We start from the raw sequence: 12,204 nt of genomic DNA, 5'->3' as shown, positions 1-12,204 counted from the left end.
GAATTTGAAACTTTCTATACCAAAAACATTTTGCTGAACGAGGGTATCCGCGCTTGGATGGCTCCTCAAGATCAGCCTCACGAACAATTTATATTCCCTGAAGAAGTGTTGCCTCGCGGTAATGCTCTGTAAACTTGGTGAATTCGTAATTTAAGATTCATCATTCCCCCATCTTTGATCCATCCTCCGCTTTTGAGTGGAGGATTTTTTATTTACATTTCATTTCTAGAATTCATATGTTATATTGATTGAAGGTTAAAGCCCAGAGTAATTACTCTGCCTTTTTGAAACTAAGACCGCTTAGGCAACAAGGAGGTGATGCCCATGATAGAAAGTAGTAAACGCATGGGTCATCAGGTTGCAGTTAGCCGGCTGCGCGCCGGGGCTGTTCTCTAAAAGTTAGCCTTAGTTAAATTGAGAAACTATAGTTATCTCAATTAGCTAGGCAAAGCTGGGAGTTCCTCCCGGCAGTCTGGTTGCAACCTGAAGACCCGCTAGACCGCTCTGATATTAGATCAACTGATCTAACATCAGAGCGGATAGTTTTTTGTATAATAATTAGAATTAAATCTACCTTGAGCTTTTAACAGCGGGCTTATTGCATAAATATATATAGTAGCTTGTTGACGTGATGAAGTTCATTCCAAAAAGCTTTGACTTCAGCAGTGCAAAACTTTTCATCATAGAGACTAACTTACAAAAAATAGAGCCTAGTTGTTTTAACTCAAATATTTTAGATTACTCAAAAAAATATAAATCGGGATTTTGTGGTATGACACAACTACTGACTGACGCAGAAATTCAAGAACGGACGAATACTCTGTCAGGGTGGGCTGTTGAAGGCAACAAGTTGCAAACCACTCGTAAGTTTAAAGATTTTGTTGCAGCAATTGAATTTGTTAATAAGTTGGTAGAACCTGCTGAATCCGCTGGTCATCATCCAGATATAGAAATTTCTTATAACAAAGTCACAATTACCCTTACAACTCACGATGCTGGTGGTTTAACCCAAAATGATTTTGACCTAGCAGCCGTAATTTCTCAAATTAGTTGAAATTCTGGGGCAGATTGCAATGAATAGTGCTAAGTAGGAAATTATAAATACTCTCAACCCTACTCTTGTCCTGGCTAGACTGAGGTTGTGATGTGACAGTTTAACAGCCGATCGCAATTACGTTGTTATGTTGTGTTATTGCTCTATAATAATAAGCTATGAAGCTATGTTTTTTGCATAAGTTAATTACATCATTTTTAACACTAAGTTAATTAGATATTAGCTTTGCGAAAACTAAAATTGTATTAGTTGCACCATACCTCATTACAAGATTTCAACAAGATGTCGTATGTTTGAGAGTAAGTGCTACGAAAACAATTCTCTATACAAGGTGTGAGGAGAAAAGTAAAAATGTCTAATCTCTTGTGGAAATCACTCGTGGTTAGCCCAGCAGTCTTAGGAGCAAGCCTACTCGTTTCAGCAACAGCAATGGCCGCTCCCAATGCAACCACTGAAGTTTCAGTAACAGAAAAAACTGTTGCAGCAGAAGTTGTACAGCCAGATATCTTGGCACAAGCAGCCCCTGCTAACAACGACACTCAAGTTTTAGACCAAGTTAACCGTTACAGCAACGAAGGCAAAACCAACGCTACTCAAGGTCAAGTAACATCGGTTTCGCAGTTCTCTGACGTACAACCTACTGACTGGGCATTCCAAGCATTGCAGTCCTTGGTTGAGCGATATGGATGTATTGCTGGTTATCCCAATGGTACTTATCGCGGTAACCGCGCTCTGACCCGTTACGAATTCGCTGCTGGTTTAAACGCCTGTTTAGATCGCGTAAACGAATTGATTGCTACAGCGACCGCTGACTTGGTAACTAAGCAAGATTTAGCAACCCTACAGCGTTTACAAGAAGAATTCTCTGCTGAATTGGCAACCTTGCGTGGTCGCGTCGATGCTTTAGAAGCACGCACTGCTGAATTGGAAGCTAACCAATTCTCTACTACCACCAAATTAGTCGGTGAAGCAATTTTCGCAGTAACTGATGCGTTTGGCGACAACACAGGTGATGCTAACAACACCGTATTCCAAGACAGAGTACGTTTAGGCTTGCAAACCAGCTTCACCGGTAGAGACGTATTAACTACCCGTCTGACTGCTAGTAACACCACTCCCTTTAGCATCCAAGACTCTACTGGTACTGGTATCAACGGTGGTTTTAGCGGGGAAGGTTTACAAACTTTCCAAGCTAATGGTGGCTCAACTACTAACAATGTCAAGATAGACAGGTTAACTTACGAAGCCCCCATCGGCCCAGCTCAAGTTTACTTAGCTGCTGCTGGTGGACAACACAGTCATTACACTGCTGTTAACAACCCTTACTTCTTTGACAAAACTGACGGTGGTAATGGCGCGTTATCTACCTTCTCGTCAGAAAACCCGATTTATCGGATTGGTGGTGGTGCTGGTATAGCTTTGAACATACCTTTTGGTCAAGGCGGCAGTATTATTAAACCAAGCTCTATTACTGTAGGTTACTTGTCATCGGAAGCTAACACTCCGAGTGATGGTTCAGGTCTGTTCAACGGTAACTACGCTGCTTTAGGACAATTGAACTTTGGTATTGGCGATCGCGTAGCGTTAGCTGCAACCTATGTTCATGGATACAATGGTGCAGGCAGTTCCTTATTTGATGCAGGTGGTTTCAATGGGAATAACGTTGCTTTAGTAGGTACTGAAGCAGCTAATAGACTCGATACCTCATCTTCCAGTAATTCTTACGGTATATCGGCTGCATTCAGACCCAGCGACAAATTGTCAATTAGCGGCTTTGTATCATACCATGATGTCACTCCCACAGGTGCTGGCAATGATTTTGAAGCTTGGTCTTACGGTGCTGGTGTAGCTTTACCTGATTTTGGTAAACAAGGTAACGTATTGGGTATTTTCGCTGGTGCAGTTCCTTATGCACTTAACCGTCCAGGTTTTACTGGCAGAAACGGTGGAGACGTACCATACCAAATCGAAGGTTTCTACAAGTATCGCGTGTCTGATAATATTTCCATCACTCCTGGTGTTATCTGGTTGACCTCTCCTGGTCAAAACAGCGACAACGATGATGCGATTATCGGTACTCTCCGCACAACCTTCACATTCTAGAACCTGGAAAGACTTTACATAACTTTTAATTAAATTGAACCCCGCCCAAAGGCGGGGTTTTTTGTCTTTATTAGTAACAATCAACAAACCCCAGTAGTTAACCGGAGTATACTAATATAAGTAAGCCTTTAGCCTAACCTAGCCTGTGGCAACCTCTAACATTCGTTCATATAGCATCTCTCCTTGAGAGAAGGCTTGCTAACGGGTGACACGACAGTGGTGTTTCCCCGCTACGCGTTTACGAAAACATCTGTACCAAAAAAATCCTTTAGCCTTTATTTTTAATTACCGCCTGTGGAACTATCGTGTAAATCAGAGTACGCAATTCTTGCGTTAATAGAAATGGCAACTCACTATGACAATGGCGAACCAATGCAAATTCGGCAAATCGCTGCTCAACAAAGTATACCCGATCGCTATTTAGAACAGCTGTTGGCAACTTTGAGACGTGGAGGGATCATCAAAAGCCAACGTGGTTCTAAAGGTGGCTATCTTCTCTCACGGGAACCGTGGAAAATTACAATATATGAAGTTTTAGAATGCTTGGAAGGTTTAGATGTAAAGGTAAGCGAAGAAACTGCCAGCCTCAAAAGTGTAGACAGTGCCGTTGTCGATGAAATTTGGCAAGAAGCACGTCAAGCTGCAAATTCTGTTTTGCAAAACTATACGCTTCAGGATCTTTGTGAAAAAAGAGATGCCCGAAAACAGTTAGATATCATGTACTACATTTAGTCAATAGTCATTAGTCATTGGTCATTTGTGTTTTATGCTTACTCTTGACCAAGCCCCGTTGGGGCGGGGTTTGGGGGGTAGGGGAAGAGACAGCCCCAACAACCCTAGGGAAACATCCGCCCCGTCTTTTCAAGACGATTGCACCATCTGGAGGAAACATACGCCCCAACCAATGCCGTCTTTCCTACACCCTATTCTTAACTATGGACTATTGACTGATAACAAAGGAATATGATTATGCGGATTGCTCGTAATATTACAGAACTGGTTGGCCGTACACCGCTAGTGCAACTAAATCGCATTCCTCAGCAAGAGGGATGTTTAGCACAAATAGTGGTGAAACTGGAAAGTATGAACCCCTCGGCATCAGTTAAAGACCGGATTGGGATTAGCATGATTAATGCGGCGGAAGAGGAGGGGTTGATTTCTCCGGGAAAGACAGTTTTAGTAGAACCAACTTCTGGTAATACTGGAATTGCCTTAGCAATGGTAGCGGCAGCCAAGGGTTATCGCTTAATTTTGACGATGCCGGACACCATGAGTGGAGAACGTCGGGCAATGTTGCGGGCTTATGGGGCAGAATTAGAACTTACACCCGGAATTGAAGGGATGGGTGGCGCAATTCGACGCGCTCAGGAAATAGTTAATAGTACACCCTACTCCTATATGTTGCAGCAGTTTCGTAATCCGGCGAATGCCAAAATACATCGGGAAACTACAGCCGAGGAAATTTGGGAAGATACTGATGGTCAGGTAGATATGATTGTCGCTGGTGTGGGTACAGGTGGTACGATCACTGGTGTAGCAGAGGTAATTAAAGCACGCAAACCGAGCTTTAAAGCGATCGCTGTTGAGCCGGCTAATAGTCCAGTTTTATCTGGGGGAAAACCAGGAGCGCACAAAATCCAAGGGATAGGCGCGGGATTTATTCCCCAAGTGCTGAAAATGAAGTTCATTGATGAAGTGATTACCGTCAACGATGAAGATGCGATCGCTTATAGTCGGCGGTTAGCCAGAGAAGAAGGACTATTATCTGGAATTTCCAGCGGCGCAGCTTTATGTGCTGCCATTAGCCTCGCTCAACGCCCAGAAAACGAAGGACGCTTAATTGTGATGATTCAGCCCAGTTTTGGAGAAAGGTATTTAAGTACACCGTTATTCCAAGACCTGGAAGCAAAGATAGTCACCAGCGTCAGCTAACATCAATTAGACTAATGGTTGACTCCAAGCAGACTGATAACCACTACCAAACTCTGAAAATTAATCCTGATGCCAGCCAAGCGGAGATTAAACAAGCTTATCGCCGCTTGGTTAAATTATTTCATCCTGACAGCAATCAAGAAACAGCAGATAAAGATAAAATTATCCGCATTAATGCTGCTTATGAAGTCTTAGGTGACAGTCAAAGTCGCCTAGATTATGATCAAAAACTCCAAGATGAAGCTCAAAATCGTCAACAACGCGCCGCCGCCGCTCAAAAACATTATCAAGCCACTCGAAAATCAGGTAAAAATGTTGATGAACAAGTCGAGGAATGGCTACGGTTAATCTATCAACCAGTCAATCACATACTTGGTGAAATTCTTGATTCTCTAGAAGAGCAAATTGAAGAACTAGCCGCCGATCCCTTTGACGATCAATTGTTGGAAGAATTTCAAGAATATTTAGCTATTTGTCGAGACGAGATTAAACAAGCTCAATTTATCTTTCGTTCACTGCCTAATCCTCCTAGTTTAGCGAGAACTGCGGCTCATCTCTACTACAGCCTCAATCAAGTAGCAGATGGTATTGAAGAATTTGCATACTTTCCACTTAGCTATGACGATCGCTATTTGCATACGGGACAAGAAATGTTTCGCATAGCGACGAGATTACATTATGAGGCGCAAGATTCAGTTAAGCAGTAAAACAATCAGTTAATATCTCAAATAATTTGATATTTCTAGCTAAAGGAGAAAAGTATGAATACTGCGATCGCTTCTAGCACAACTTTAGCTGAAACACCTACAAATATAACCATACTTCAAGGCATTCAAGTTCAATGAATCGCATGAGGATTTATCCAGCGTTGAAAGTACCAGAAGTATGGCGTTTTGATCGTGAGATGTTGACTATTTGCGGTTTGGTTAATGAAGAGTATCAACCTTGTAAGGTATCGTTAGCGTTGCCAATGTTTGATGCTACTGTGCTGATGCAGTTTTTAGAATTAAGTTTAATGATGGGCGAAACAAGTTTAATTCGTCATGTGCGGCAATGGGTAAGAGAACAGTTGGCAAAATCATCAACAGTAATGGAAGAAAATTAATTAGCCTTAAAATTTAGAATTTGCTCAACATTACAAAATATCATCAACCAGAACCGTACCACCATCATAAAAATCTATACTGAGATGGCAATCTTCAAGTAGCGCAGTTCCAATGATAGGACGACTACCCATTACTAACACAGCAACATCGCGCTCTATACCATTCCAAAGAATAGTGACTAGATGAACGTTAACAGGAACACTTGAATTATCTGCAAGATTTGCGTCGATGCGAGCTAAGTAAGGCAAACCAAGCTTATTAATAACTGCGGATGGCAAAGTCAAATAACCTTCAAAACCAGTATCAACAACACATTCAATTTCTATGTTTGAACTTTGAGAAAGACAAATAATTAAATTAATTCGCGCTTGTAACCCAACAACGGTTCCATGTATCACCATGCCGTCCTGATCAATGTACCACCAACCGCATAGACCGCGTTATAACCAATACGTCCTGCCCAAATTGGCGCATCAGCTTGTTTAGATTGTAATTTGCGACTGGTAATGATTAAATCATCACCGATTTCATATTCACCTGTTTCTACATTTATTGAAATAATCTTGCCAATGTTCTGTGTTAATTCCACTTGTGATCGGATACTGTTTTCATAGAGTTCTCTACCACGTTTGGTAATTTCTTCACCACTGAGTTTAGGGTAAGACATAAAAGTAAGATGCAAGTTTAGATTTATAAGGCTTCTGCCATCATTTTAAGACAGAAGCAATAGTCAAAATTTTAATTCAAGAGGCTGCATTCTTTACTTGCGGCTGTGGCAGAAAATATGCGATCGCAGCATCTCCTAATCCTTGTGTAGCAATTGCTCCAGCACTTGCAGATAGTATACTACCGAAACTTAATTAGGGATGATTTACCAGATTTAGAACGGCCGAATACATAATTCTTGCTGGACGTAGCCCTTGTATAACAGAACGTAAATTATCCAATTTTCCCTGCAAGTCGCTTTTCTGTGGTAAAAAGCTTGGAATTAAATCCACAACCTTCAATATTTCTTTGATGAGTGATTCACTACGGTTTAGAGCTTCGTTGTTGTCTGTAATTTCAGCCATATAAGAAATTAGCAGTCTGATATTTATTTAATGGACATGAATATTATTCCCATCGCCACAGAGGAAGAAATTAGTTTATCCTGAAAAGAGTGAAAGATTAAGAAAGTTTAAAATTTTTTCCCAGTGTACTCATGCAATGTATCGTAAATCGCCGCGCTCAATTCTCGGCTAGTCATCGCTATTGGTTACCCGAACTGAGTGAAGCTGAGAATTTTGAGAAATTTGGTGCTGGCTCAAAATTCCCCGGACACGGACACAACTATGTTTTATTTATTTCTCTGGCTGGGGAACTAGATGAGTATGGCATGGTGCTGAATTTGTCTGATGTCAAACACGTAATTAAACGTGAAGTTACAAGCCAACTAGATTTTTCTTATCTCAATGATGTCTGGGCAGAATTTCAAGAAACTCTACCTACCACAGAAAATATTGCACGGGTTATCTGGCAAAGGTTAGCACCCTACTTGCCTATAGTCCGCGTACAGTTATTTGAACATCCTGAACTTTGGGCAGATTATATGGGAAACTCAATGGAAGCCTACCTCTCTATTAGCACTCACTTTAGCGCAGCCCATAGGCTGGCACATCCTAATCTCAGCCTTGAAGATAATACTGAGATTTATGGTAAGTGTGCGCGTACTAATGGCCACGGACACAACTATCATCTAGAAGTGACTGTGAAAGGAGAAATTGATCAGCGCACAGGGATGATTATTGATTTAGGTGCGTTGCATCAAGTGATAGAAGATTATGTGGTAGAACCATTTGATCACACATTTTTAAATAAGGATGTGCCTTATTTTGCGGAAGTTGTACCAACTGCGGAAAATATCGCACTATATATTAGTAATTTACTGCGATCGCCTATCCAAAACTTAGGAGCCAAGCTTTACAAAGTTAAACTCATTGAAAGTCCTAATAACTCCTGCGAAATCTACTGCACTGATGTAGAAGAAAATACTAGCAACACAGCACAACAACAACCAGTGTTAGCAAAAGTGTAGAAGAAATTAGTATAAGGTTGGGTTGAGCGACAGCGAAACCCAACAAAGACTGATAGCGTGTTTACAGTTTTTTGTAATAATCCAAGTAAATTATTTGGTCAACCGAGTTCCGAAGTCAATCTTTCGAGTTCTGAGGGTGAAGTTTTAGGTTTTTTACTCGAAGGTTGGAGTTCCGAAGGTGAAACTTCGAGTTCTGAGGGTGAAGTTTCAGGTTTTTTACTCGAAGGTTGGAGTTCCGAAGTCAATCTTTCGAGTTCTGAGGGCGAAGTTTCAGGTTTTTTACTCGAAAGTTGGAGTTCCGAAGTCAATCTTTCGAGTTTTGAGGACGAAGTTTCAGGTTTTTTACTCGAAGGTTGGGGTTCCGAGGGCGAAACTTCGAGTGCTGAGGTTGAAAGGCTAGGCTTTGAGGTGGAAGTGTCAGCAAAGTTTCTACGTTGGGTATTGTGGTAGGGTATTGATTTTGTTTCGCGCATTCGCCTTTAGTCGTTTCCGTAGGGTAGGCGCAAACGAGGAAGTGCCAGTTTTTAACAACTGCTTTAAAAATTTACTAACGGTAAGTAGAATTGAGCAAATATAAGTAAATTAGCCACGCTACAAGGGCAAACAATAGATTTAGTAAAAAGCGACTGAATATAAACTGCAAAATATTTGGATATAAAAGCTGTGATATACGTAAAGGACTAATAATTCTGGCTAAAAGTAACCACCCAAAGATAGAGTTACCACCGACAATTAAAGCAAATATTACTAACCCTCTTTGCCAATAACGATGTTGTGGGGTAAAACCAGAAATTAAATTAATTGGAGGTTGACCTTGTACTGTTCGCAGTAATTGTTCCAGCCGCCAAAACATCCACAACAAGAAAGGAAACAAACCATAACTGAGGAATTTGAGAGGTATCGGATAACGCCAAGCAATAGAGAGAACATTCACCAAAGCATGGCAAGTAACAGAGTTTAACAAGGCTTTGGGAATTGAAAGTGAATGGAGAGTAAGGGTTCTCCTGTTTTTAGAAAAATAACTCCCTAGAACGTAACCCCAAGGTGCGGAAAACATGGCATGGACTGGCGTACCAATACTTCGGTCAAAAATTGATGCTGTGCCACGGTAAAAGTAAATCCAGTTTTCTTCGGCTGTAAAACCTAAAGCAACAGCAACAGTAAACAAAAAAATAGTACTGGCGCGTAATTGATATCGGCGTTGCAGATAGATTGCGGGAATAATTACGGCTGCTAACTTACAGCCTTCTTCAATTGGGCCGATTTCTACCAATTGTCTTAAAGCTACACCAAAAAGCGATCGCCCCAGAAGTTGCCAGCCGACGAAGGAGTTAGCTACAGTTTCAAAACCTAATTCTAGGCTGAGGGCAACAACACCAGATATTGCCCCAGCAGCAAAGAACAATAGCAAACGTAAGTAAGACGGAGCAAATGCAATCCGGCGATAGTAATAGCCCAAAAACAGCAGTGGTGGAATTACTGCCCACAGCAGTAAAGCTAAATTAGCCACGCACCTGTGCGATGACAGTTCGGTGACGAGGGGTATTGCTAGTGATAGTAGGAGTTTGGAAGCCAGCTTCTACTAATGCTTGCTCAATATCCAAAGCAAAATACTCATCTAAATATGGTTCGGTACTTTTGAGCAGCGTTAAGATGTAGGGCGGCATTTTTTTGTAAATTTCAGATTGGGGATTCATATCCATGATTGTTAAGTGACCACCAGGACGCAACAACCGCCTTGCTTCTGCAAAAATCTGGCGGGTGGGAACTTGGGGCAATTCATGACAAAGCAAAAATGTGGAAACTAAATCAAATGAGGCATCTGGTAGCCCTGTCGATTCAGCTGCGGCATGAACCCAATCTATATTTGCTTGTCGCTGTTGGGCGCGGTAGTTAGCAACAGCTAAGAAGTAAGGCGATAAATCTAAGCCTGTGATTTTAGCTTGGGGATAAACTTCCTGTAAGGAAAACGTACTCAAACCTACACCACAGGCTAAGTCTAAAATATCTTGGGGCGAATTGGGGAGTTGTGCTTTGAGTATTTCGTGATAACTTTGGCGCAGTTGAGCATCTCCGTTAGCTCCAGTATCCTGCCAAATTCCTGCATGAACAGTACGAGCCGCAACTTCTAACTCAAAAGCTGGTTTCCAACCGAGATTTCCGTCTTCGTAAGCGTGGAATTCATGGTGATAATAATCTGGGTAAGAAATTTGAGGATTTTGAATTGCAGCTAAATCCTCTGACCAATCACGCTCTTGTAATTTCTCTACTTCTTTCGTCCAAGGTACGCCAATTCTCTCAGCGCGTTTAATCATCATTTGGCGGGCTTGGTGCTTGGCGAGGTTAGCTAAAGGCTTGATTGCCAAAATGCCATTTACCAAGTTGACAGCTAGGTTAGGAGAGGTTTGTACAGCAGCAGTCATAAGTTAGTTTGCATTTAATAGCCTTTTTTAACTTATGACATAACTCCTACAAGCGAGTCTAGAAATAGATTAAGTTGCGTAAAGATTGAGTTTTCACGCTATACCGCTATAGCTTGTACTGTTTGCACTTGCTCGGTTGCAGACTTATCTCGACTTTGGAAGTAGTAATAAAGGTTTGCAACCGTTAAGTCAGATGCTTGCTGTAGATTTTTAGGAACTAATGTTCTATAACCAGCAATACCAGCTTGTTGGCTGACGTAGGCTTCATACTCTTTACGTAGTGCTGGCTTAAACATAAATATTAGCTGGTCACGTAAAGAGTAGAAATGAGATTTTTCGCTTAAATTTTCGTATGCAAGTTGTTCTGGTGGTGCTAAAACGGTTGTGGTTTGGTTGGTGTCCGGGATGCTAGATTCTGAAGTTGCGAAATCAGCACTATTTAAGAGTTTCAGTTCTGATTCAGGGAGCGATCGCATCCAGTCAACTTGATTGTGCCATGTTTCGACAACTGCTAAATCATGGTGACGAATACGGCTGATTTCCGGGAAAAGAAAATCAAGTTCATCAGATGAGTCGCATGAATCAATAATCATGCAAGCGTTTTCACGGATGGTATTTTGAAGATTGCCAAGTCTGTCGCTAACGGCTGACATTTCATTTTGGACTTGATAGGTAACAACAATCGCCTGTTCAATTGCCCAAGAACATTCCAGCCTGCGAAGTTGTCCAGCTGCACAAGTTTCTGACAATAGATGAGGATTAGTATAATCTGCTAAAGCCTCAAATAACATTCCCTTTACACCATCAATCTCAGCGTTTCTTCGGCTAATATCCTGTAATTGCATCGCTGTACGAAAGCGGTTCATAGCTTGAATAAATAGCCCATACGCTCGAATTAAAACAGTACGATGTTGCTCAAATTTGATATCTTGGGCTACTTGCTCAATTAATTGCCTAATTTCTACTCCTTGGTCTTTTAAAGCTTGTTTCAAGTCAATAAAACCATTTTTGACCTCCAGCCGCATTTGCTCTACTTCTTTTCTCAGCTTGAGTGTCTGATGTAGATTAACTGCGCTTAACGCTACACCTGCAACTGTTCCCACACCAATTAAAGCTGTTGTGGCTTGCAGCACTCCCAAGCTATTTTGTATAGTTTGCAGATTATTCAGTACAGCAGTAAAGCCTCTATGAGTTTGATACATTTGCGCCCCACTCATCAGCAAATTAGGAGCAAACACCAAGGGTGATAAAGGGCTGTTGTTAGCTACTGCACCAATCGCATGAGCTACAAACTGTCCTGTAGCTACATCTCTAGCCATAGCTATTGGTATGCCATTACTAAAGACTGGTAGATATTTACCACTTTCAATACCAGCTTGAATTAGAGGAGCAAATTGGAACTGCATATATTTGCATAGTTAAAAGCTAATTTGTCTGAGCCTAACGGGTTTTGATTCGAGAAAATAACCGTATTTATTCGGTAAATAGGTAAATTTTTTCTCAACATGGGCA

At 41.3% G+C, this 12,204-nt stretch carries 14 protein-coding genes and 1 pseudogene; 9 read left to right on the top strand and 6 right to left on the bottom strand.

All coding sequences use genetic code 11. The features are described 5' to 3' along the window. The 7 genes and pseudogenes from H6G76_RS28950 to H6G76_RS28920 form a co-directional block, all read left to right on the top strand. A pseudogene (locus H6G76_RS28950) lies at positions 1–132 on the top strand (photosystem II D2 protein (photosystem q(a) protein)); the annotation flags it as partial. Positions 133–772: 640 nt separating this feature from the next. Beyond that, positions 773–1,054, top strand: coding sequence for a 4a-hydroxytetrahydrobiopterin dehydratase (locus H6G76_RS28945; protein WP_190708788.1), 282 nt, complete (start codon positions 773–775; stop codon positions 1,052–1,054). Between the two features lie 351 nt (positions 1,055–1,405). After that, complete coding sequence (locus H6G76_RS28940; protein WP_190708787.1) at positions 1,406–3,157, top strand: iron uptake porin; 1,752 nt, start codon at positions 1,406–1,408, stop codon at positions 3,155–3,157. Positions 3,158–3,451: 294 nt separating this feature from the next. After that, entirely contained in the window at positions 3,452–3,889 is a 438-nt protein-coding gene (locus H6G76_RS28935; RefSeq protein WP_190708785.1) for an Rrf2 family transcriptional regulator, read from the top strand. 237 nt (positions 3,890–4,126) lie between these two features. Beyond that, entirely contained in the window at positions 4,127–5,089 is a 963-nt protein-coding gene (gene cysK / locus H6G76_RS28930; protein ID WP_190708783.1) for a cysteine synthase A, read from the top strand. A 14-nt stretch (positions 5,090–5,103) separates the two neighbouring features. After that, complete coding sequence (locus tag H6G76_RS28925; protein WP_190708781.1) at positions 5,104–5,796, top strand: J domain-containing protein; 693 nt, start codon at positions 5,104–5,106, stop codon at positions 5,794–5,796. Positions 5,797–5,930: 134 nt separating this feature from the next. Continuing rightward, positions 5,931–6,194 (top strand): hypothetical protein, encoded by a 264-nt coding sequence (locus H6G76_RS28920; RefSeq protein ID WP_190708774.1) that lies wholly within the window; start codon positions 5,931–5,933, stop codon positions 6,192–6,194. Between the two features lie 30 nt (positions 6,195–6,224). Here the strand turns inward: H6G76_RS28920 and H6G76_RS28915 are convergent, their stop codons facing one another. From H6G76_RS28915 to H6G76_RS28905, 3 genes are all read right to left on the bottom strand, one after another. Beyond that, positions 6,225–6,596 (bottom strand): clan AA aspartic protease, encoded by a 372-nt coding sequence (locus H6G76_RS28915; RefSeq protein WP_199337569.1) that lies wholly within the window; start codon positions 6,594–6,596, stop codon positions 6,225–6,227. Then, positions 6,590–6,862, bottom strand: a complete 273-nt coding sequence (locus H6G76_RS28910) for a hypothetical protein (protein WP_190708772.1) — start codon at positions 6,860–6,862, stop codon at positions 6,590–6,592. The genes H6G76_RS28915 and H6G76_RS28910 overlap by 7 nt, the downstream gene beginning before the upstream one ends. A gap of 193 nt (positions 6,863–7,055) precedes the next feature. Then, complete coding sequence (locus tag H6G76_RS28905) at positions 7,056–7,265, bottom strand: hypothetical protein (RefSeq protein WP_190708771.1); 210 nt, start codon at positions 7,263–7,265, stop codon at positions 7,056–7,058. Positions 7,266–7,396: 131 nt separating this feature from the next. Between H6G76_RS28905 and H6G76_RS28900 the strand changes: the two genes are divergently transcribed. Together H6G76_RS28900 and H6G76_RS28895 are read left to right on the top strand one after the other, a co-directional pair. Beyond that, positions 7,397–8,269 (top strand): 6-carboxytetrahydropterin synthase, encoded by an 873-nt coding sequence (locus H6G76_RS28900; protein ID WP_190708769.1) that lies wholly within the window; start codon positions 7,397–7,399, stop codon positions 8,267–8,269. Between the two features lie 57 nt (positions 8,270–8,326). Next, positions 8,327–8,719: a hypothetical protein gene (locus tag H6G76_RS28895; RefSeq protein WP_190708768.1), complete on the top strand. Its 393-nt coding sequence runs from the start codon at positions 8,327–8,329 to the stop codon at positions 8,717–8,719. Positions 8,720–8,816: 97 nt separating this feature from the next. On the opposite strand, the gene H6G76_RS28890 is transcribed toward H6G76_RS28895, so the two are convergent. From H6G76_RS28890 to H6G76_RS28880, 3 genes are all read right to left on the bottom strand, one after another. Next, complete coding sequence (locus H6G76_RS28890) at positions 8,817–9,779, bottom strand: PrsW family glutamic-type intramembrane protease (RefSeq protein ID WP_190708766.1); 963 nt, start codon at positions 9,777–9,779, stop codon at positions 8,817–8,819. After that, on the bottom strand, positions 9,772–10,692 hold the full coding sequence (locus H6G76_RS28885) for a class I SAM-dependent methyltransferase (protein WP_190708764.1): 921 nt from the start codon (positions 10,690–10,692) through the stop codon (positions 9,772–9,774). The genes H6G76_RS28890 and H6G76_RS28885 overlap by 8 nt, the downstream gene beginning before the upstream one ends. Positions 10,693–10,790: 98 nt before the next feature. Continuing rightward, positions 10,791–12,098, bottom strand: coding sequence for a hypothetical protein (locus H6G76_RS28880; protein WP_190708762.1), 1,308 nt, complete (start codon positions 12,096–12,098; stop codon positions 10,791–10,793). Positions 12,099–12,204 lie beyond the last annotated feature (106 nt).

Source organism: Nostoc sp. FACHB-152, assembly GCF_014697475.1.
Taxonomy (GTDB): domain Bacteria; phylum Cyanobacteriota; class Cyanobacteriia; order Cyanobacteriales; family Nostocaceae; genus Nostoc_B.
The sequence above is the reverse complement of the archived record's forward strand: the minus strand, read 5'-3'. Positions and strand labels throughout refer to the sequence as shown.

What these genes read in the sequence shown, in the direction of transcription:
- H6G76_RS28920 (WP_190708774.1), top strand. Translation starts at nt 5,931, where the DNA reads ATGAATCGCATGAGGATTTATCCAGCGTTGAAAGTACCAGAAGTATGG.
- H6G76_RS28880 (WP_190708762.1), bottom strand. Translation starts at nt 12,098, where the DNA reads ATGCAGTTCCAATTTGCTCCTCTAATTCAAGCTGGTATTGAAAGTGGT.
- H6G76_RS28915 (WP_199337569.1), bottom strand. Translation starts at nt 6,596, where the DNA reads ATGGTGATACATGGAACCGTTGTTGGGTTACAAGCGCGAATTAATTTA.
- H6G76_RS28900 (WP_190708769.1), top strand. Translation starts at nt 7,397, where the DNA reads ATGCAATGTATCGTAAATCGCCGCGCTCAATTCTCGGCTAGTCATCGC.
- cysK (WP_190708783.1), top strand. Translation starts at nt 4,127, where the DNA reads ATGCGGATTGCTCGTAATATTACAGAACTGGTTGGCCGTACACCGCTA.
- H6G76_RS28940 (WP_190708787.1), top strand. Translation starts at nt 1,406, where the DNA reads ATGTCTAATCTCTTGTGGAAATCACTCGTGGTTAGCCCAGCAGTCTTA.
- H6G76_RS28945 (WP_190708788.1), top strand. Translation starts at nt 773, where the DNA reads ATGACACAACTACTGACTGACGCAGAAATTCAAGAACGGACGAATACT.
- H6G76_RS28905 (WP_190708771.1), bottom strand. Translation starts at nt 7,265, where the DNA reads ATGGCTGAAATTACAGACAACAACGAAGCTCTAAACCGTAGTGAATCA.
- H6G76_RS28925 (WP_190708781.1), top strand. Translation starts at nt 5,104, where the DNA reads ATGGTTGACTCCAAGCAGACTGATAACCACTACCAAACTCTGAAAATT.
- H6G76_RS28910 (WP_190708772.1), bottom strand. Translation starts at nt 6,862, where the DNA reads ATGTCTTACCCTAAACTCAGTGGTGAAGAAATTACCAAACGTGGTAGA.
- H6G76_RS28885 (WP_190708764.1), bottom strand. Translation starts at nt 10,692, where the DNA reads ATGACTGCTGCTGTACAAACCTCTCCTAACCTAGCTGTCAACTTGGTA.